Origin of the sequence: Cocleimonas flava (genome assembly GCF_004339015.1) — a bacterium.
GTDB classification, from domain to species: Bacteria; Pseudomonadota; Gammaproteobacteria; order Thiotrichales; family Thiotrichaceae; genus Cocleimonas; species Cocleimonas flava.
In genome coordinates this window covers 214399-234919 of record NZ_SMFQ01000005.1, presented here as the reverse complement: position 1 = coordinate 234919, position 20521 = coordinate 214399, and the positions used below count along the sequence as shown (strand labels likewise).

The window sequence follows — 20521 nt, the reverse complement described above, 5'->3', positions numbered from 1 at the left end:
TATCAATTAAATTCAACCGAGCATTATACCCTATGAGCCAAGACAAGAATAATTTGATTTGGATTGACCTGGAAATGACAGGACTAGACACTATTAATGATGTCATTATCGAAATCGCTACCGTAGTGACAGATAAAGACCTGAATAAACTTGCCGAAGGCCCTGTGATTGCTATCCATCAACCTGATAGTGTTTTGGAGGGTATGGATGAATGGAATCAATCCCATCATGGCAGTTCTGGTTTGGTCAAACGGGTAAAAGAAAGTAGCTATTCTGCTGCTCAGGCAGAAGCTGAAACCATCAAGTTTCTAGAAGAGTACGTCCCCAAAGGTGCCTCACCTATGTGCGGTAACAGCATTTGTCAGGATAGACGTTTTATGGCGCGCGAGATGCCAATTCTTGAAGATTACTTTCATTATCGTAATCTTGATGTCAGTACTTTGAAAGAATTGGCGGCACGCTGGAAGCCAGAAGTATTGGAGCAGCACACAAAGAAAGGTGCTCATCTGGCGTTGGATGATATTTTGGATTCAATTGATGAATTGCAATTTTATCGTAAAGCGATTCTGTCCATTTAAAACGACTATAAAAAAAGGCCTATAAGTAGTGGGGTGTAAGAAGCTGATCAAAAAAATCACCCCGTTACTAATAAAAAACCTTTTACCAGCCAGGGCAACATTAATGCATTTAACAAAGCGGCTAAAGCCATAGATAAACCCGCAAAAGCACCCATGCTGGTATTTAAGGTGAATGCTCTGGCAGTTCCGATACCATGAGAGCTATTACCAATGGCGATACCTTTGACGCTATTGTCTTTGATTTTCAGTAAATTCAAATAGTGGGTTCCTAACACTGCGCCAATAATGCCGGTTAACACCGCAAGTACCGCAGTTAACGAAGGTATACCGCCAATTTTTTCTGCGATACCCATCGCCACAGGGGCGGTTACCGAACGTGCTGATAATGAAATCTGCGTGGCTAAATCTGCGCCTAATAATTTGGCAATAAACATAACCGCAATAGTGCCTACCGTAATACCAATGACCATCGATAAAATAATGGGAATAAAAAGCCGCTTTACTTGAGCAAATTGTTGAAATAAGGGAATCGCCAGAGCAACCGTTACAGGCCCCAATAAAAAGTGAATAAATTGCGCGCCTTCAAAGTAGGTTGCGTATTCAGTATCGGTAACTTCTAAGATCAAAATCAATAAAATTACCGAGATCAAAACGGTATTGGTTAAGGGGTGGGTGCCTGTTTTTCGATGCAGAGTATATGCGGTTAAATATGCCACTAACGTTATCGTTAATCCCGTTAATGGCGAAGTGGATAAATATACCCAGAGTGTTTGTAGGTCTGTGTTTTGCATAATTTGAGTTTGTTTGTCTTGCGATAATGGTTGCTGGTTTATTTTGTTCTTTAATATCCAGCTATTGTTAAGAGCTTTTTTTGGCTTTCTTATCAAAGAAACGCATAAGAAATTGCATACTCAAAGCGGTGGTACCCATCGTAATCAGCACACCTAAAAATAGTGCCACTGTAATTGGTAACCACTCTTCTTCCAAACGTTGAAAGTGAACCATGACGCCTACACCTGCAGGCACAAATAGCAGTGAAAGGTGATTCAATAACGCCAGCGATGATTGCTCCAGAGATTCAGGAGCAGGGCGTTTAAACTTTCCCATGGCCAGCAATAACACGAGAAGGTAAAGCAAGCCGGCAACTGGTCCCGGAACAGGTAGGTCGAGCAAACGAACGCTGACTTCGCCTAAAAGTTGGAATATCAGTAATGCGGTCATCCCAAATAAAAATTCTATACCGCTAGATTTATTGGCTTTCATGCTACTTCTCGTTTAATTAAAATATGTGGTTGTAATTAAAATATCTTTTTTAAGTGATATTTAATATATTTTTGTTTTAAAGATAATAATTCGACTGCCGTTACTGATAAAAACTCGCTATAAGTGGGGGGGTGTGTTTTCATATTCCACTTTTAGTAAAAACCATAGAAATTCAATGATTGTACTTTCTGATGTCACGCTCAGACGTGGCCCACAAAAGCTCTTATCCGATGTGTCGATTAGCGTACACCCGGGTTATAAAGTTGGCTTAACCGGCGCCAATGGCACTGGTAAATCGAGCCTTTTTGCCATGTTGCGTGGTGAGTTGGGTCAGGACGAAGGTACTGTCAGTATTCCGCCAAACTGGGTAGTCGCGCATGTGGCGCAGGAAACGCCTGCAACTACTATCTCTGCCTTGCAATATGCCTTGCAAGGCGATACCGAATACATCGATCTGCATAAACAATTAGAAGATGCAGAAGGCGCATTGCTCGGTGAATTGCATGGTCGTTTAGATGCAATAGATGGTTATACCACCGAAAGCCGCGCAGCGACTTTATTGCATGGTCTGGGTTTTTCTCAAGAGCAAATCAATAACCCTGTCGATAGTTTTTCCGGTGGTTGGCGAATGCGCTTGAATCTGGCGCAAGCATTGATGTGCCGTTCTGACTTGTTGTTACTCGATGAGCCAACTAACCATCTGGATTTAGATGCGGTTATCTGGCTTCAAAGCTGGTTAGTGCAATATGAAGGAACGTTGATATTAATATCGCACGATAGAGAATTTCTCGACGCGGTGGTTAAGCACGTCGCCCATATCGAACATGCAAAGGTAACCTTATACACCGGAAATTATACGGCGTTTGAGAAAATCAGGGCGGAGCGTCTGGCGCAACAGCAAAGTGCTTACGAAAAGCAACAGCGTGAAAAAGCACACATGCAAAAATATGTGGACCGCTTTCGCGCTCAGGCAACCAAGGCAAAGCAGGCGCAGAGTCGTTTGAAGGCTTTAGGTCGCATGGAAGAAATTTCTGCGGCGCAAGTGGATTCGCCGTTTCACTTTAAATTTTTTGATCCCGAGAAACTACCTGAGCGTTTGCTCAATGTGGTCAATGCATCTATTGGTTATGGTGACAAAATCATTGTCAAAAATGTGAAAATGCAGTTAATGCCGGGTCAACGTATAGGTTTGATTGGCCCAAACGGTGCAGGTAAATCAACCTTAATCAAATATTTGGCAGGAGAGCTGCAATCAATTGCGACCAATACTTGTGAAGATAAAGAGGGTGATAAAGAAAATAAAGAAGATGAGTCCTGGGAAGCTCAAGATCTGAAGATAGGCTATTTTGCCCAGCACCAATTAGAGCAATTAAGAGTCGATTTAACGGCGTTGCAGCAACTTCGTGCTTTAGATAAAGAGGCAAGAGAACAAGATTTGCGGAATTATCTGGGTGGGTTTGGTTTTAAAGGCGAAAGAGTCGATGAGCCTGTTGAGCCCTTTTCCGGAGGGGAAAAAGCACGTCTGGTTTTGGCTTTACTGGTATATCAAAAACCTAACTTATTATTGTTAGATGAGCCGACCAATCATCTGGATTTGCAAATGCGTCATGCCTTGAGTGTGGCATTGCAGGGTTTTGCAGGCGCAATGGTAATTGTTTCCCATGATCGTCATTTGCTAAAAACAGTTACGGATGAATTAGTGATTGTGCATGATGGCAAAGCAGAAGAGTTTGATGGTGATCTGGATGATTATGCAAAATTCATCAATGAGTCAAATAAGCAACTTGCCTCAGCCAGTAAGGAAGCCGCTTTAGGGGATAATCAGGATGATTCTGAAAAAGGTTTGTCGAAAAAAGAACAACGTCAGTTAGAAGCGCAGCGCCGCAAACAATTGCAACCCTTGTTGAATCAATTGAAAAAAGCGGAAAAAGAGCTCGATGATCTTTCTACCAAGCAAGCAGAACTTGAAAAACAACTTTCTGACCCCGATATTTATCAGGAAGAAAACAAACAAAAGCTGAAAAGTCTGGTGTTAGACAAAAGTGAACTGGATAAGAAGCTGGAAGCTGTAGAAATGCAGTGGATGGAAATCAGTGAAGAATATGAAAGCGCAGCGGCGCAAATCGTTTAGCCAGGCTTTTATAGCATTATAAAAAAAAGCCCCTCAAAGTAGGGGGGTGGCTTTGATAGTTGTGTTAACTAAGAATAGTGTTAAATAAAAATAACCTATCGTTTGTCTGTCTATTCATAGAACTTTTAAACTTTATGATAGACTAATATAGTGTTGATATTAAACATGATCTGCGTTTTTAAATATCAAACACGTAGATCTACTTTTATTTTACGGAGAAAAGAATGAGTCAGTTAGATATGAGTACGGGCCAGATTGTTGCAAATGCAGCAGAAAGCGAACGTGCTAATTTTATTAAACGTACATACGTACATTTGGCCGGCGCAATTGCTGCGTTTGCTGTAATAGAAACACTATTAATCAAGTCTGGTGTAGCGCTTTCTTTTATGGGCATGCTTTCAGGTAGTAAATGGAGCTGGTTAATCGTTTTAGGCGCATTTATGTTAGTGTCTACCGTTGCGAATAACTGGGCGCATTCTGGGATTTCTCGCGAAAAGCAATACATGGGCTTAGGGCTTTTCGTTATTGCTGAAGCGATTATCTTTATGCCGCTAATTTACATGGCATTAGTTAGAGCACCTGATGGGCATCTGTTGCAAAACGCTGCAATCGTTACTGCCGCACTTGTTGCTGGTTTAACATTCACTGCGTTTTCTACCAAAATTAACTTCTCATTTATGGGACGTTTCTTGATGATTGGTGGTTTTGTTGCAATGGGCTTAATCCTTGCGAGCATTATGTTCGGCTTCTCTCTAGGGCTTTGGTTCTCCGGTGGAATGATCCTATTTGCTGCGGCTTCTGTACTTTACAGCACATCAAATATCATACATGAGTACCACACTGAGCAGCATGTAGCGGCTTCCCTATCTCTATTCTCTAGTGTTGGATTATTGTTCTGGTACATCTTGCAATTCTTCATGAGCATGGGTGACGACTAAGCGATTGCTTAGAGCCTATATAACTTATTAAGAAATTTTAAGTATAAAAAAAGCCCGTGATTCGAAAGAATCACGGGCTTTTTAGTGTCTGAATTTTGTTGAACTTAACTTAGAAATTTTCTGTTGAAGTAAATAATCCAACCTTTAGGTCTTTCGCTGTGTAGATTTCTTTGCCATCTACTTCCATGCTTGCATTTGCAACACCCATAACCAACTTGCGTTGAATTAGGCGAGAGATATCAATTTTGTAAGTAACTTTCTTGGCATCAGGAAGAACCTGTCCTGTGAATTTAACTTCGCCAGCACCTAGCGCACGACCGCGTCCCGGACTTCCTGACCAACATAGGAAGAATCCGACTAATTGCCACATAGCATCTAGACCTAAACAACCAGGCATTACAGGGTCGCCTTTAAAGTGACAGTCGAAAAACCAAAGATCTGGGTTTATATCTAATTCAGCTATGATTTGACCTTTTTCAAATTCACCACCATCAGAATTGATTTCAACGATACGATCAATCATTAACATTTGTGGTGCAGGTAGGCGGGCATTTTCTGGGCCAAATAATTCGCCGTTTCCGCTTTTAATGAGGTCTTCGTAGCTGTATGAACTTTTTCTTTCTGTTTCCATCGTGTGTGAATCCTGATTTTGTAATGTGAGTCTATGTCTTTAAAATATAAAAGAATGGCGATATTACTTGATATTAGGGGGTTCGACCAGTGCAAATAGTTGGGACTTGGTGGTAATTGAGAGTCAATTTTGAATCTTAGTCTCAATATTGTCGGTGTTTCCTAAGCATAATCTATTGCTATACCAATGAAGATAATCATCCCCAGCCAGTTATTATTGAGAAATGCCGTTAAGCATTTTTGAGGCTCTCTGAATTGTGTTAGGGTCTGTTGGTATGCAATAAAGCCACAAGCAAGCAGAATGCTTGTATAAAAAGCAGGGCCACGCTGAGTCATTATTCCTACGACAGTAATTATAATTAAGGCCAATAACTGCAATGTAACAATAATAAAGTTGTCATATTTGCCAAATAAAATAGCGGTCGATTTGACGCCTATTAGTAAATCGTCTTCCTTATCGACCATGCCATACTGGGTGTCATAAGCAGTTGTCCAAAGTAAGGCCGCAACATATAAAAGCCAGGCTTCTATGGGGGGAAGTATGCCAGTCACGGCTGTATAAGCCATTGGGATAGACCACGAGAATGCAGCGCCAAGGTGTACTTGTGGAAAGTGGTGGTAGCGCTTCATAAAGGGATAGCTTGCTGCTAAAGCAACAGCAGCAAAAGAAAGCATGATAGTTAATGTGTTGAGTTGTAAGGCTATCAAAAAGGCCACAAGACAAAGCACAGCAAAAACACCCAGTGCTTCATTTGCACTAATTTTACCGCTCGTTAACGGACGGTTTTTGGTGCGTGCGACATGTAAATCAATATCACGATCCGCGTAATCATTAATCGCACAACCAGCAGAACGCATCAGAAACACGCCCAGGCTAAAAATGATTAATAGTTTGAAATCCGGGATGCCTTCAGAAGCTATCCATAAAGCCCATAAAGTTGGCCACAGTAATAAATACGTGCCAATCGGGCGATCGAAACGAATTAACTCTGCGTAGAGTCTTAATTTCTCGCTATTCATTGATTAATGAGTCTTTGGTAAATGATGATAGTAGAGTGAAAACGTGAAAAGCGTTGATCAGCACGGAGACTCGTTATCGAGTAATAAGCGTTCTACTTTGTTACCTTTCAATAGGTGTTCTTCAATTATTTCGTCGATATCATCTTTGTCGACAAAGGTGTACCAGGTTTCATCTGGGTAAACCACAATAACCGGTCCAAGTTCGCAACGGTTTAAACAGCCTGCTGAATTAACTCTTACTTCACCTCTGCTAACCAGGCCTAATTCTTTGCTGCGTTTTTTCATGTAATCACGCATCTCTTGTGCATTGTATTGCGCACAACATTGGCTACCGTCTTCGCGGTGATTGGTACAGAAAAAAACGTGATTTTTATAATATGACATAGTTAATTGATACGTTAAGTTAACACACTAGTTACAGTGTTAGTTGAAGAATGCTTGTAAGATGTGCGATTATGCCCGATTTTTCTGATCCTGAGAAATGCTAAACAATGGAAAAGTTCGACAGTATTACCGATTTCTTGAAAACTGAGGATTTTAATTATCGCGTGTACGACATGGGGCGTAAGGTTTGCCCGATTTCAAATGAAGATTTTGAACAGATAGAAAAGCAGAAACAACTTTTTCCTTACCCCTTTCAGCAGAAGGCATGGCTGGCTTTATTATTTTGGCCAAAAAACAAGGAAGATCAAGCTGTTATTTGGTTTCTTCAGTTTCCTATTGATGAGTTGGGTTATTTAAAGCAGCTTTCTCGTGATGCTTTCTTAATTGATCTGCTTGAGCAGACGGGTAAAAATATTCAGGCGAAACAGCAGGGTGATGCTGTAGAAGATGGTCTGGGTGAATCTCCATTTGCATTTAAGCCTCGTGAAGATCGACTTTCCATGTTTCATGCATTGGCAACTGTTGAGTTGAGTCAGGAGCCGTCGCAACATTATCAGTACGCACATGATTATTTGTTGCCAAAAGATCAGGGTGGCCCCGGATACGAACAATGGCAGTTTTTAGGTTTGCAGGGAATTGCGGATGTGATTGCCAGATTAGGTGAAGATAATAATGCATCTTTGCTGGCAAGTGCTATTGCTGACATGCCATCAACGCCTTTGCAGAGTTTTGCGCATGGTCTGGAAAATACCGTTTTTGATAAGCCTTTATTTGGTTCTATTTTGCTTAGATTAAGAGCAGAGCTGGTTAGTGGTGACGATGTTGTGCTGATTGCTGCGTTAATACGTGCTATTTCTTCACAGGATTTAGATGCTGAAAAAACTAAAATACTGTCAGAAATATTGCGGTCACCATTAGCAAAGGAAATAGAAGTTATCGCTGCTATTTCTGGACGATCGTGGGCGGATTTAGAAAATAAAGAGTTGATGGCGTTGTTTGTGGAAAAGTTAGCGACGCAAGAACAAATGGCATTCAATGCGATACTCGCTGATTTAATTATGATTCCGGGTATGCGTGAATTAATATTGGCGAGTATGAGAAGCGAGAATCGTTCGCCTGAACTGGCTCAGCGTTTTGGGGTGTTTATGCAAGCCATCAACGCGAAGGCTTAGTTTTTCAAGTTATTCCTTAATGCGAAATAACTAACACCAAAAAACACGCTAAAAGTAGGGGGGTGACCTCTATTTATTCAATATGTGGCGTGTAATCATAAGATATTGATAAAAGAGAGATTATAGTGACTGATAAGTTTATGCGCCCCGTGCGCAGTTTTGTTCTACGTCAAGGCCGATTAACCAGAGGGCAGGATGATGCTTTGCAGAATTTCTGGCCTGTTTTTGGAATCGATCGTGGTGATTCGGCGTTAGATGTCGATAATCTGTTTGAATCAAAAGCGCAAGTCACGTTGGAAATTGGATTTGGTGACGGCGTATCTTTGGCGACAATGGCAGAAAATGCGCCAGACAAAAACTTCATCGGCATTGAAGTGCACAAGCCTGGTGTGGGACGTTTATTGCATTTAATCGATGAAAAGAAACTCACCAATGTGCGTGTCATGGATGATGATGCGGTACAAATTATCAAAAATAGAATTCCTGAAGCCTCTTTAGATCGAGTGCAGTTATTCTTCCCAGATCCCTGGCATAAGAAACGTCACAACAAGCGACGTATTGTCCAAGACGATTTTGTTTCGTTAATAGCGAGTCGTTTAAAGCCAGGTGGTGTTTTTCATTTGGCTACAGATTGGGAGCCTTATGCTGAACACATGGCAGAGGTAATGGAAGCATCAGCTGATTTTAGCTCTATGGCGGATACGCCTTATTCGCCAAAACCAGAAGAGCGTCCAACGACAAAATTTGAAACACGCGGCATAAAATTAGGTCATGGTGTTTGGGATTTGCTTTATCAAAAGCAGGATTAAAATTCTCGTTGATCCTGTTAATTAGATCTGTTTGTTAATAAGCACTTTACTTTTTGTTAAAAAAAGTGCCCCAAAGTGGGGAGGTGCCTTAAAGATAATTGTTAGTAGCTTATTTTCAATGGGCGTCGATTAGCTACTATTCACCCCGTCCAATACCATAGTAAGTAATACCTAAATCTTTCATGTGATCTGGCTTGTAGAGATTTCTTCCATCAACAATGACAGGATCGTTAAGCGTGTTAATGATCTTGTTGAAATCAGGTGATCTAAATTCTTGCCATTCGGTAGGTATCACTAGGGCGTCTGCTCCCTCAAGTGCTTCATCAGCAGTATTGCATATCGTTAATGCTTCTTTGTCGCCGTAGAGTTTTTTGCATGCTTTGTTTGCGGCAGGATCGTAAGCTCTTACGGTTGCACCGATATTCCATAACTGTCTCATTAATACGCGACTTGCTGCACCTCTCATGTCGGCTGAATCAGGTTTAAATGATAAGCCCCATATTGCAATGGTCTTATCTTTTAATGATTCGCCGTAATATTTGGTAAGCTTTTCGAAGAGTTTTTCTTTTTGTCGATAATTGACAGCTTCTACGGCATTCAGTAATTCAGCGGTATAGCCTTGGTCTTCGGTACAATGCGCGAGCGCCCTAACATCTTTGGGGAAGCGTGAACCGCCATAGCCGCAGCCAGGGTAAATGAAATGATAGCCAATTCTTGGGTCTGATCCTATGCCAATTCGGACTTGTTCAATATCGGCGCCAAGAATTTCAGAGATGTTTGAAAGTTCGTTCATGAAACTGACTTTGGTGGCTAATAAAGCATTGGCTGCGTATTTGGTTAATTCTGCAGAGCGAATATCCATGGCAACAATACGATCACGATTATGGTTAAAAGGTGAGAATAGTTCGCGCATGAGTTCTATGGTGCGAGGGTTGTCTGAGCCAATGATAATTCTGTCTGGTTTCATAAAGTCATCTATCGCAACACCGGTCTTAAGGAACTCGGGGTTTGATATCATATCAAATTCATGTTTTTCACCTCTTTCACGAAGTGTGTTGCTGATAATTCCTTTAACCTTGTCTGAGGTCCCAACGGGAGCAGTAGATTTGCTTATAATGATGCGGTAGCCATTCATGTTATCTGCAATAGATTTTGCAACTGTTAGAATGTGCCGGGTATCGCAGTTGCCTGAATCGTCAGAAGGAACATTAACCGCTATGAAAAGGTATAAACCATGTTCGACGCCTTCAGCTGCAGATGTCGTAAATTTTAATCTTCCTGCCTTGATGTTTTCCTCAAGCAATTTCTTTAGACCAGGTTCGTGAATACTGGTTTTACCTTTGGAAAGTCTTTTTATTTTTTCTTCATCAATATCTACACACAAAACATCATTACCGACTTGGGCCATGCTGGCACCTGTAATTAAGCCGACATAACCAGCACCATAAATTGTTATTTTCATATTGGGTTTACTTAGCCTTGTAATAGTCTATTTGAATTAATTAGTTTAATAGTACCGTATTGTAAATATTTTTCTATATTTGGGCGATGTAAAGGTTGTTTGGGTTCATGGGTAAATTAATAGTTGTAGCTTATAGGTATGTGTTGAGATTACTGGGGTAAACTTAAATTATGTGGCATATAATATTGATATTTATATGTTGTTTTTCAGGGCTTTTTTAGTGGTTTATTTGGAAATCCAGTTTAGGTGTAAATTAAACATAAAAAACATTAAAATAAATGCATTTAGATGGTTGACACAACCTTAGCTTTGCCTCAGAATTGCCCGCTTGATTTTGGAGGGGTTCCCGAGCGGCCAAAGGGATCAGATTGTAAATCTGACGCGTAAGCTTCGGTGGTTCGAATCCACCCCCCTCCACCATTAGTTTTTTTATTCAAAGTTAGTTGAAAAGAGTAAGTGCTCTTTCGAGCTTTGAGTGAGTTAAAAGATGCGGATGTCGTATAGTGGTAATACCTCAGCCTTCCAAGCTGATGCTGCGGGTTCGATTCCCGCCATCCGCTCCACATTGAGTTAAATGATTTGCGGTTTTGTGGGCTATAATTGCACAAGTTCCTGTAGTTCGTTGATGTGCTCATATAGCTCAGTCGGTAGAGCGCGTCCTTGGTAAGGACGAGGTCACCGGTTCAATTCCGGTTATGAGCTCCAAGTTTATTGCTGTTGTTATGTTTTGTAATGATAGTGGAAGATTTTTAATATTATTAGATTTTAGAGAAGGGTGATTCACCATGTCCAAAGAAAAATTTGAACGTAATAAGCCCCATGTAAACGTGGGCACAATTGGTCACGTCGACCACGGTAAAACCACGCTAACTGCTGCGCTTACAAAAGTAATGGCAGAGAAGATGGGTGGTGAAGTTAAAGCATTCGATGAAATCGATAATGCGCCAGAAGAAAAAGCGCGTGGTATAACTATCGCGACTTCTCATGTTGAATATGAATCAGATACACGTCACTACGCACACGTAGATTGCCCTGGTCATGCTGATTATGTTAAAAACATGATTACTGGTGCAGCTCAAATGGATGGCGCTATTCTTGTTGTTTCTGCAGCAGACGGCCCAATGCCACAAACTCGTGAGCACATCTTGTTGTCACGTCAGGTTGGTGTTCCATACATCGTAGTATTCCTAAACAAAGCTGATATGGTAGATGATGAAGAACTGCTAGAGCTTGTTGAAATGGAAGTGCGAGAGCTTCTAGATATGTATGAGTTCCCTGGTGATGATACGCCAATCGTTACTGGTTCAGCGCTTAAAGCGTTAGAAGGTGATGAAGCTTACACAGCTAAGATTGTTGAGTTGGTTGAAGCGCTAGATACTTATATTCCTGAGCCAGAGCGTGCTATCGATGGTGACTACCTAATGCCAGTAGAAGATGTATTCTCAATCTCTGGTCGTGGTACAGTTGTTACTGGTCGTATCGAGCGCGGTATCGTTCACGTAGGTGATGAAATCGAAATCGTTGGAATCAAAGACACTACTACTACAACTTGTACGGGTGTTGAAATGTTCCGTAAGCTTCTTGATCAAGGTCAGGCTGGTGATAACGTAGGTGTATTGCTACGTGGTACTAAACGTGAAGATGTAGAGCGTGGTCAGGTTTTATGTAAGCCTAAGTCAATTACGCCGCATACAAAGTTTGAAGCAGAAGTATATGTTTTATCAAAAGATGAGGGTGGTCGTCATACACCATTCTTCGACGGTTATCGTCCACAGTTCTACTTCAGAACAACAGACGTAACAGGTGCATGTGATCTTCCTGATGGAACAGAAATGGTTATGCCAGGTGATAATGTCAAGATGACAGTAACCCTAATCAATCCGATAGCAATGAATGAAGGTCTGCGTTTCGCAATACGCGAAGGTGGTCGTACAGTTGGTGCCGGTGTTGTTGCAAAAATCATCGAATAATTAAGACTGCGGAATAGATTGAGTTAATAAATCTTTCTGTTATACTTCCGCGTCCTTTTAGAGAGCGAAGGGTAATTACTAAGTAATTGTTCTTCGTTCTTTTGTTGTTTCAGAAACTTGGTTTTTTGACTTTGTTTTAAAATCTAGGCCAGTAGCTCCAATTGGTAGAGCACCGGTTTCCAAAACCGATTGTTGGGGGTTCGAGTCCCTCCTGGCCTGCCATTTCTGATCAATGAAGAAAGGCTTATAAGTAAATGTTCTATATATATGGATAGGCTGAGAAAAGCTGGTAAATCAAATTATGGCAACTAATTCAGAAGCTCAGGGTTCGGCGTTCGATACTATTAAGTTATTGTTGGCTTTAGTGTTTTTAATCGCTGGGATAGTAGGGTTCTACTATTTTGCAGAGCAGCCACTTCTTTATAAGGTTCTTGGTATTCTTGCGGCGGTAGGTATCGCTGTTGGTATATCTGCAACTACTGTTAAAGGGAAGGGGTTGATAAGTTTTCTTGGTCTGGCTCGTTCAGAAGTCAGAAAAATGGTTTGGCCTACTCGTGCTGAAACCATGCAAACTACCTTGATGGTTTTCATTATGGTGGTTATTTTGGCTATTTTCCTTTGGTTTGTTGATATGTTGCTAGGAGCTGGTGTTAAGGCTCTGTTGTCGGTGGGTGGCTAAGATGTCAATGCAATGGTTTGTTGTGCATGCGTATTCAAATTACGAAATGCGTGTAAAAGAAGCGTTAAAAGAGCGTATTGAACGTTATGGTCTTCAGGATTCTTTTGGTGAGATATTGATTCCCACTGAAGAAGTTGTGGAGATGCGTGAAGGTCAAAAGAAAAAAAGTACCCGAAAGTTCTTTCCTGGGTATGTATTGGTTGAGATGGATCTCAATGATGATAGCTGGCACTTGGTTAAAGATACGCCGCGAGTATTAGGTTTTATTGGTGGTACAAGTGATAGGCCAGCGCCAATAACAGAGAAAGAAGCAAATGCGATCATGAATCGTATGGAAGAAGGGGTTGATGCTCCTCGTCCAAGAGTTTTATTTGAAGTTGGTGAAGTGGTTCGAGTTAATGATGGGCCTTTTAATGACTTTAATGGAGTAGTTGAAGAAGTCAATTACGAGAAAAGTACAATGCGTGTTGCAGTTCAGATTTTTGGGCGTTCGACACCTGTTGAGCTCGAGTTTTTTCAGGTAGAAAAAACTTAATTTTAATATTTATTCGAGGAGTTTGAAGGGGTTGACTTAGTTGGCTTGCTGATAACGTTTGAACTCGTGGAGAGTTAGATAATGGCTAAAAAAGTTGAGAGATATCTCAAATTGCAAGTGCCTGCTGGTCAGGCAAATCCAAGTCCACCTGTTGGTCCAGCTCTGGGTCAGGTTGGTTTGAATATCATGGAATTCTGTAAAGCGTTTAATGCTGCTACTCAAAGTGCTGAGCAAGGTATGCCTTTACCAGTAGTTATTACTGTTTACAGTGATAAGAGTTTCACGTTCGATGTGAAAACTCCGCCTGCTTCGATTTTGTTGAAGAAAGCGGCTGGTGTTCAAAAGGGAAGTGCTGTTCCTAATATTAATAAAGTTGGCAAAGTTTCTAGAGCTCAACTTGAAGAAATTGCAAAAGCTAAAGAGCCTGATTTGACTGCTTCTGATTTAGATGCGGCTGTTAGAACTATTGCGGGTAGTGCGCGTAGTATGGGTCTTGAAACAGAGGGTGTTAAGTAATGGCTAAGTTAACTAAGCGCCAAAAGCTGATCAATGAAAAAGTTGATGCAGATAAATTATATGATGTTGTTGAAGCTTTTAGTTTATTAAAAGAGCTTCCTCCAGTTAAGTTTACAGAGAGTGTTGATGTCAGTATTAATCTTGGTGTTGATGCTAAGAAATCTGATCAGGCTGTACGCGGTTCTACTGTACTTCCAAACGGAACGGGTAAAACAGTTCGAGTTGCTGTCTTCACTCAGGGTGATAATGTTGAGGCGGCTAAAGAGGCCGGCGCAGATGTTGTTGGTATGGAAGACTTGGCTGAAGAAGTCAAGAAAGGCAATATGGACTTTGATGTTGTAATTGCTAGTCCTGATGCGATGAGAGTTGTTGGTCAGTTAGGTCAGGTTTTAGGTCCTCGTGGTTTAATGCCTAATCCTAAGGTTGGTACTGTAAGTGCTGATGTTGCTACAGCGGTTAAGAATGCTAAAGGCGGTCAGGTTCGTTACAGAACTGATAAAGCCGGAATTATTCAATGTCGTATTGGTAATCTGGATTTTGATAGCAATGCTTTGTCTGAAAACCTGAATGCGTTGGTTGCTGATCTTGTTAAGGCTAAGCCTAGCTCTGCTAAAGGTGTTTACTTAAAGAAGATATCTGTTTCTAGTACCATGGGTGCTGGCTTAAGTGTGGATACTTCTTCAGTTAAGTATTAAGTTGTAAAGAATTTGCACGTTGTTTGTGCAAGCTCTTTGTGTTTGATTGGGTTTTACGATTCAAATAAATATTAAGAGTTATTGATGGATATACCTGGTGTATGTCGTCAAAGACCGTAGGTGTGTCAGATCCTTTTAAGGTTTTGATGCTTAATATCCTGCGTAGATGGCGTAACCTGAATCAGTCGATTCGGGGCACGTCGTTTAGGACTTTTGATTCGTAAGAGTCAATTGTTTTGATTAAACGGTGGTTATGCTGCCGAATTAAAGAGGTAGATGTTGTGGCATTAACTTTTGAAGACAAAAAGAAGATTGTCTCTGAGGTCGCTGCAGTTGCTACAGAAGCTCATTCCGCTGTTGCTGCAGAGTACCACGGATTAAGTGTAGGAGAGATGACTGAATTGCGTGTAAAAGCGCGTGAAGGTGGTGTTTATCTACGCGTAGTGAAGAATAATCTGGCAAAACTTGCCCTTGCTGATACAGAGTTTTCTTGTATGAGTGAAGGTTTTGTTGGTCCGTTAGTGTTGGCATTTTCGCAAGAAGATCCTGGTGCTGCGGCCCGTGTCCTGAAAGACTTCGCTAAAGAGCATGATAAGTTAGAAGTGAAAATGTTATCTGTTGGTGGGGAATTGCTTCCTGCTTCTGATATCGATCGTTTGGCTAAGTTGCCAACAAGAGATCAAGCGCTGGCTATTTTGGCTGGTACGTTTAGAGCTCCTGTTGAGAAACTTGCTCGTACGCTTAACGAAGTTCCTGGAAAACTTGTTCGTACTGTCGCTGCTGTTCGTGATTCAAAGCCTGCTTAGTAAAGCATTCTTTGTTCTCAGGCAATTTGATTTATTTTTATTTACTAGTCGCGTTTTGCGACGATTGATTTAGGTTTAGGAGAAATACAATGGCTGTTTCTAAAGATGATATTCTAGAAGCAATATCAAACATGAGTGTAATGGAGATCGTAGAATTGATCTCTGATATGGAAGAAAAATTTGGTGTGTCTGCTGCTGCTGCAGTTGCTGCTGCACCTGCTGCTGGCGGAGACGCTGGTGGAGCTGCTGCTGAAGCTCAGTCGGAGTTTGATGTTGTAATGACTAGCTTTGGCGATAACAAGATTGGTGCTATCAAAGCTGTTCGTGGTATTACAGGTCTTGGTCTGAAAGAAGCTAAAGAAATGGTAGAAGGCGTTCCTGCTACTGTTAAAGAAGGCGCTTCTAAAGAAGAAGCTGAAGATGTTAAGAAGCAACTTGAAGAAGCTGGTGCTTCAGTAGAGTTGAAATAATTTCTTCTTTGCATGAAAGGGCCTTGCGCTCCTTCATGATACATAAGGCTGACAGTGAATAATTGCTGTCGGCCTTTTGTCGCTTAAATAACTATAAGATCTTTCTGGTCTTGTGGTGATCAGAAGAATGTCTCTGATCTAAAATGTTTTAAAAATTTTTTTGTTGTAGCTGTTGTTGAAGCTGCAATAAGTATTCGGCAAAGGTGTGTTGTGACCTTTGCTATTAGGTTACTGAACTGGTTTCAGAAGAGGAATTAAGATGGCTCTGACTTTTACTGAGAAAAAACGTATCCGCAAGGATTTTGGTAAACGCCCACAGGTATTAGATATACCTTATCTTTTAGCTATTCAACTGGAGTCATATCGTCAATATTTGCAGACTGATGTTTCAGTAGAAGATCGTAAAGATGCAGGATTGCATGGTGCTTTTACATCTGTTTTTCCTATAGTTAGTTACTCTGGTTTTGTTATGCTGGAGTATGTAGATTACAATTTAGCTGAGCCGGTGTTTGATGTGCGTGAGTGTCAGCAGCGTGGTCTTACTTACGCTACTTCGTTGCGTGCAACTTTACGATTGGTTATTTACGATAAAGATGCACCAAAGAAAACAAAAGTTGTCAAAGATATAAAAGAACAAGATGTGTATCTTGGTGAAATGCCTTTAATGACGGAAAAAGGTACTTTTGTAATTAATGGTACTGAGCGTGTAATTGTTTCTCAGTTACATCGTTCTCCTGGTGTTTTCTTTGATCATGATAAAGGTAAAACCAATACTGCACGTAAGTTGTTGCATAATGCTCGCGTAATACCATATCGTGGTTCTTGGCTTGATTTTGAGTTTGACCCTAAGGATGCTGTTTTTGTTCGTATCGATCGTCGTAGAAAGCTTCCTGCTACTATTCTGCTCAGAGCTCTTGGTATGGAGACTGAAGAGATTATTGACTGTTTCTATGAAAAGCTTGAAGTAACTCTTCAGAAAACCAAAATTCAATTAGCTATAGATCCAGTTAGATTAAGAGGCGAATTAGCTTCTTTTGATATCGTAGTTGGTGGTGAAAAGATTGTTGAGTCTGGTCGGAGAATTACTGCAAAACACGTTCGTGAGTTAGAGAAGGCTAAAATTAGCAAGCTAGAAGTGCCTAATGAGTACATGTTCGGCAAAATGATAGCTCACAATATTGTGGATGAATCTACAGGTGAGTTTATTGCTGAAGCGAATAGTGAGTTAACTGAAGAGTTAATAGAGCTATTGCGTGAAAATGATATCAAAAAATTCGACGTAATTTATACGAATGAATTAGATCGTGGTCCATTTATTTCAAATACGCTAAAAGTTGATGCGACTCAAACACCGCTTGAGGCGATGATTGAAATTTACCGCATGATGCGTCCTGGTGAGCCACCAACAAAAGAAGCTGCTGAGAACCTTTTTCATAATTTATTCTTCTCGGAAGATCGTTATGATCTTTCAGCTGTTGGACGAATGAAGTTTAATCGTCGTCTTGAATATACAGTAGAAACTGGTCCCGCTATTCTTTTTGACCTTGGTTATTTATCGGGTCGAACTGATGCTGCTTCTAAGGCATTGGTGGAAGAATTTGGTCCTCAATATGAAGAGCTTAAGAATTCTGGAAAGACTGACTCTGATATCGTAAACGTTCTTAAAACCTTAATTGGTATCCGTGATGGTTTTGGTGTAATAGATGATATAGATCACCTTGGAAACAGACGTATTCGAAGTGTTGGTGAAATGGCCGAGAACGCATTCCGTATCGGTCTTGTCAGGGTAGAGCGAGCTGTTAAAGAACGCCTGACTGTAGCTGAAAGTGAAGGTTTAATGCCGCAAGACATGGTAAATGCAAAACCTGTATCTGCAGCAGTAAAAGAGTTCTTTGGTTCAAGTCAGTTGTCTCAATTCATGGATCAAAATAATCCATTGTCTGAGATTACTCACAAAAGAAGAATTTCTGCGTTAGGCCCAGGTGGACTCACTCGTGAAAGAGCAGGTTTTGAGGTTCGTGACGTTCATCCAACTCATTATGGTCGTGTTTGTCCTATCGAGACTCCAGAGGGTCCAAACATCGGTTTGATAAACTCTCTTGCTGTTTTTGCAAAGACTAATGATTATGGTTTCTTAGAGACTCCTTATCGTAAAGTTGAAAATGGTCAAGTGTTAGATGAAATCGATTATTTATCTGCAATCGAAGAGTCTCGCTTTGTCATAGCTCAGGCAAATGCTGTTCTGGATAAAGACAATAAATTTACAAATGACATGATTTCTTGTCGTTATCAAAATGAATTTGCGATGTCCGTTCCTGAAGATATTCAATATATGGATGTATCTCCAAAGCAGATCGTTTCGGTAGCTGCGTCATTGATTCCATTCTTGGAGCATGATGATGCTAACCGTGCTTTGATGGGGTCGAACATGCAACGTCAGGCTGTTCCTTGTTTACGTGCGGAAACGCCTGTAAGTGGAACGGGTATGGAGCGTGTTGTAGCGGTTGACTCTGGTACAACAGTCGTGTCTAAGCGTGGTGGCGAAGTTATAGCTGCTGATGCTGCTCGTATCGTTATTCGTGTGAATGATGACGAAGCTCAGGACGGTGGTGTAGATATTTACAATCTTATCAAGTACACCCGATCGAATCAGAATACCTGTGTGAATCAAAAGCCTATTGTAAAGATTGGTGACAAGGTTCAGCGTGGTGATGTGCTAGCTGATGGTTCGTCGACAGATCTTGGTGAGTTGGCTTTAGGTCAAAATATCAAAATAGCTTTCATGCCTTGGAATGGTTACAACTTTGAGGATTCAATACTTGTTTCTGAAAGAGTGGTAGAGGAAGATCGTTTTACTTCTATTCACATAGAAGAAGTTACTTGTCTTGCTCGTGATACTAAGTTGGGCGCAGAAGAGATTACTGCGGATATTCCAAATGTTAGTGAGCATCTACTTTCTAAATTGGATGAGTCAGGTATCGTACATGTTGGTGCTGAAGTTAAGCCTGGTGATATCCTGGTTGGTAAAGTTACACCTAAAGGTGAGACGCAACTAACTCCAGAAGAAAAATTGTTACGTGCTATCTTTGGTGAGAAAGCTTCTGATGTTAAAGATACATCTTCACGTGTTAAATCAAGCATGTTTGGTACTGTTATCGATGTAAGAGTATTTACACGCGATGGTGTTGAGAAAGATGCTCGTGCAATCGCTTTAGAAGAAGAAGCTCTATCCAAGGTTAGAAATGACTTACGTGATGAGTTATTTGTATTTGAAGAAGATATTTATGCACGTGTAGAGAAGTTAGTACTCAATAAAATTGTTGATGGTGGTCCGGCTGGTATTAAAGCTGGCGGAAAGGTTACTAAAGCTTATTTAACTGATCTCGATCAGAAAGAATGGTTCTCATTACGTATGCGTAATGAAGAAGCTAACGTTCAGCTTGAAAAGCTTTCGGTACTTTTAGATGAGCAAAAGAAACGTTATGAAGAGCGTTTGCAGAAGCAGAAAGATAAAATTACTGCTGGTGATGATCTGGCTCCTGGTGTACTTAAAGTCGTAAAAGTCTACGTGGCAGTTCGCCGTCGTATGCAGCCTGGTGATAAAATGGCTGGTCGTCATGGAAACAAAGGTGTTGTTTCACGTATCGTTCCTGTTGAAGATATGCCTTATGACGAGTCTGGAGTTCCCGTAGATATCGCTTTGAATCCTCTTGGTGTTCCTTCTCGAATGAACGTTGGACAGGTTCTTGAGATGCATCTTGGCTGGGCTGCTAAAGGCCTAGGTGAGAAAATCGGTAGAATGATTGATGCTAAAGCTAAAGTTGATGAGCTTCGTAAGTTTTTAACTGAGATCTATAGTCTTGATGGTAATCCAGATCAGGGTGATATCTCTGAGATGACGGATGATGAAGTTATAGAAATGGCTGGTAATCTGCGTCGCGGTGTTCCAATGGCTACTCAAGTATTCGATGGTGCTGCTGAGACAGAAATTAAGAATATGCTTAAGTTGGCAGATTTGCCTGAATCAGGTCAAACAACTTTATATGATGGCCGAACAGGTAAAGCGTTTGAAAGAAAGATTACTGTAGGTTATATGCATATGTTGAAATTGAATCACTTAGTTGACGATAAGATGCATGCACGTTCTACTGGGCCATACAGTCTAGTTACTCAGCAACCACTGGGTGGTAAAGCTATGTTTGGTGGTCAGCGTTTCGGAGAGATGGAAGTTTGGGCTCTTGAGGCGTATGGAGCAGCATATACATTGCAAGAAGTGCTAACGGTTAAGTCAGATGATGTTCAGGGTAGAAATAAGATGTACAAGAACATCGTAGATGGAAATCTTCATATGGAAGCTGGTATGCCAGAATCCTTTAATGTATTGATGAAAGAGATTCGATCTTTGGCTCTTAATATTGAACTTGAAAAAGATAGTTAATAGGTGACGTTATGATGAATAAAGG

Annotated in this window: 19 protein-coding genes and 4 tRNA genes; 17 read left to right on the top strand and 6 right to left on the bottom strand. The window is 40.9% G+C overall.

The features are described 5' to 3' along the window. Positions 1-32 precede the first annotated feature (32 nt). Positions 33-578 carry an oligoribonuclease gene (gene orn, locus EV695_RS17535; protein WP_131907311.1) on the top strand — a complete coding sequence of 182 codons (546 nt, stop codon included), beginning with the start codon at positions 33-35 and terminating at the stop codon, positions 576-578. A 56-nt stretch (positions 579-634) separates the two neighbouring features. On the opposite strand, the gene EV695_RS17530 is transcribed toward orn, so the two are convergent. Then, entirely contained in the window at positions 635-1369 is a 735-nt protein-coding gene (locus tag EV695_RS17530) for an LrgB family protein (protein ID WP_131907310.1), read from the bottom strand. A gap of 67 nt (positions 1370-1436) precedes the next feature. After that, positions 1437-1841 carry a CidA/LrgA family protein gene (locus tag EV695_RS17525; RefSeq protein WP_243651705.1) on the bottom strand — a complete coding sequence of 135 codons (405 nt, stop codon included), beginning with the start codon at positions 1839-1841 and terminating at the stop codon, positions 1437-1439. 175 nt (positions 1842-2016) lie between these two features. On the opposite strand from EV695_RS17525, the gene EV695_RS17520 reads away from it, so the two are divergent. Both EV695_RS17520 and EV695_RS17515 read left to right on the top strand, forming a co-directional pair. Then, entirely contained in the window at positions 2017-3972 is a 1956-nt protein-coding gene (locus EV695_RS17520) for an ATP-binding cassette domain-containing protein (RefSeq protein WP_131907309.1), read from the top strand. 224 nt (positions 3973-4196) lie between these two features. Next, positions 4197-4910 (top strand): Bax inhibitor-1/YccA family protein, encoded by a 714-nt coding sequence (locus EV695_RS17515; RefSeq protein ID WP_131907308.1) that lies wholly within the window; start codon positions 4197-4199, stop codon positions 4908-4910. 109 nt (positions 4911-5019) lie between these two features. On the opposite strand, the gene fabA is transcribed toward EV695_RS17515, so the two are convergent. The 3 genes from fabA to EV695_RS17500 all read right to left on the bottom strand — a co-directional run bounded on the left by fabA (position 5020) and on the right by EV695_RS17500 (position 6944). Then, complete coding sequence (gene fabA / locus EV695_RS17510) at positions 5020-5541, bottom strand: 3-hydroxyacyl-[acyl-carrier-protein] dehydratase FabA (RefSeq protein ID WP_131907307.1); 522 nt, start codon at positions 5539-5541, stop codon at positions 5020-5022. A gap of 161 nt (positions 5542-5702) precedes the next feature. Then, positions 5703-6560 carry a 4-hydroxybenzoate octaprenyltransferase gene (gene ubiA, locus EV695_RS17505; RefSeq protein WP_131907306.1) on the bottom strand — a complete coding sequence of 286 codons (858 nt, stop codon included), beginning with the start codon at positions 6558-6560 and terminating at the stop codon, positions 5703-5705. 57 nt (positions 6561-6617) lie between these two features. Next, complete coding sequence (locus EV695_RS17500; RefSeq protein WP_131907305.1) at positions 6618-6944, bottom strand: (2Fe-2S) ferredoxin domain-containing protein; 327 nt, start codon at positions 6942-6944, stop codon at positions 6618-6620. A 107-nt stretch (positions 6945-7051) separates the two neighbouring features. Here EV695_RS17500 and EV695_RS17495 point away from each other — a divergent pair, with 107 nt between their 5' ends. Together EV695_RS17495 and trmB are read left to right on the top strand one after the other, a co-directional pair. Further along, positions 7052-8116, top strand: coding sequence for a DUF3549 family protein (locus EV695_RS17495; protein ID WP_131907304.1), 1065 nt, complete (start codon positions 7052-7054; stop codon positions 8114-8116). Positions 8117-8241: 125 nt separating this feature from the next. Beyond that, positions 8242-8925, top strand: a complete 684-nt coding sequence (gene trmB / locus EV695_RS17490; protein WP_243651703.1) for a tRNA (guanosine(46)-N7)-methyltransferase TrmB — start codon at positions 8242-8244, stop codon at positions 8923-8925. Positions 8926-9061: 136 nt separating this feature from the next. Here the strand turns inward: trmB and EV695_RS17485 are convergent, their stop codons facing one another. After that, positions 9062-10387 carry a UDP-glucose dehydrogenase family protein gene (locus EV695_RS17485; RefSeq protein ID WP_131907303.1) on the bottom strand — a complete coding sequence of 442 codons (1326 nt, stop codon included), beginning with the start codon at positions 10385-10387 and terminating at the stop codon, positions 9062-9064. 336 nt (positions 10388-10723) lie between these two features. Here EV695_RS17485 and EV695_RS17480 point away from each other — a divergent pair. The 12 genes from EV695_RS17480 to rpoB all read left to right on the top strand — a co-directional run bounded on the left by EV695_RS17480 (position 10724) and on the right by rpoB (position 20496). Further along, positions 10724-10807, top strand: a tRNA-Tyr gene (locus EV695_RS17480). A gap of 69 nt (positions 10808-10876) precedes the next feature. Next, a tRNA-Gly gene (locus tag EV695_RS17475) sits at positions 10877-10950 on the top strand. A gap of 66 nt (positions 10951-11016) precedes the next feature. Further along, positions 11017-11092, top strand: a tRNA-Thr gene (locus EV695_RS17470). 80 nt (positions 11093-11172) lie between these two features. Then, positions 11173-12357 (top strand): elongation factor Tu, encoded by a 1185-nt coding sequence (tuf, locus tag EV695_RS17465; RefSeq protein WP_131907292.1) that lies wholly within the window; start codon positions 11173-11175, stop codon positions 12355-12357. Between the two features lie 145 nt (positions 12358-12502). Beyond that, a tRNA-Trp gene (locus tag EV695_RS17460) sits at positions 12503-12579 on the top strand. 79 nt (positions 12580-12658) lie between these two features. Continuing rightward, positions 12659-13036, top strand: a complete 378-nt coding sequence (gene secE / locus EV695_RS17455; protein WP_131907302.1) for a preprotein translocase subunit SecE — start codon at positions 12659-12661, stop codon at positions 13034-13036. 1 nt (position 13037) lies between these two features. Then, positions 13038-13571 carry a transcription termination/antitermination protein NusG gene (nusG, locus tag EV695_RS17450; RefSeq protein ID WP_131907301.1) on the top strand — a complete coding sequence of 178 codons (534 nt, stop codon included), beginning with the start codon at positions 13038-13040 and terminating at the stop codon, positions 13569-13571. A gap of 81 nt (positions 13572-13652) precedes the next feature. After that, complete coding sequence (gene rplK / locus EV695_RS17445; protein ID WP_131907300.1) at positions 13653-14087, top strand: 50S ribosomal protein L11; 435 nt, start codon at positions 13653-13655, stop codon at positions 14085-14087. Next, positions 14087-14782, top strand: coding sequence for a 50S ribosomal protein L1 (rplA, locus tag EV695_RS17440; RefSeq protein ID WP_131907299.1), 696 nt, complete (start codon positions 14087-14089; stop codon positions 14780-14782). Before rplK ends, rplA begins: the two co-directional genes overlap by 1 nt. Before the next feature lie 281 nt (positions 14783-15063). Continuing rightward, entirely contained in the window at positions 15064-15588 is a 525-nt protein-coding gene (rplJ, locus tag EV695_RS17435; protein WP_131907298.1) for a 50S ribosomal protein L10, read from the top strand. A gap of 89 nt (positions 15589-15677) precedes the next feature. Next, positions 15678-16058, top strand: a complete 381-nt coding sequence (gene rplL / locus EV695_RS17430; protein ID WP_131907297.1) for a 50S ribosomal protein L7/L12 — start codon at positions 15678-15680, stop codon at positions 16056-16058. A 259-nt stretch (positions 16059-16317) separates the two neighbouring features. Continuing rightward, a complete protein-coding gene (rpoB, locus tag EV695_RS17425; RefSeq protein WP_131907296.1) occupies positions 16318-20496 on the top strand; it encodes a DNA-directed RNA polymerase subunit beta in 4179 nt (1392 codons plus the stop codon). Positions 20497-20521: the final 25 nt, after the last annotated feature.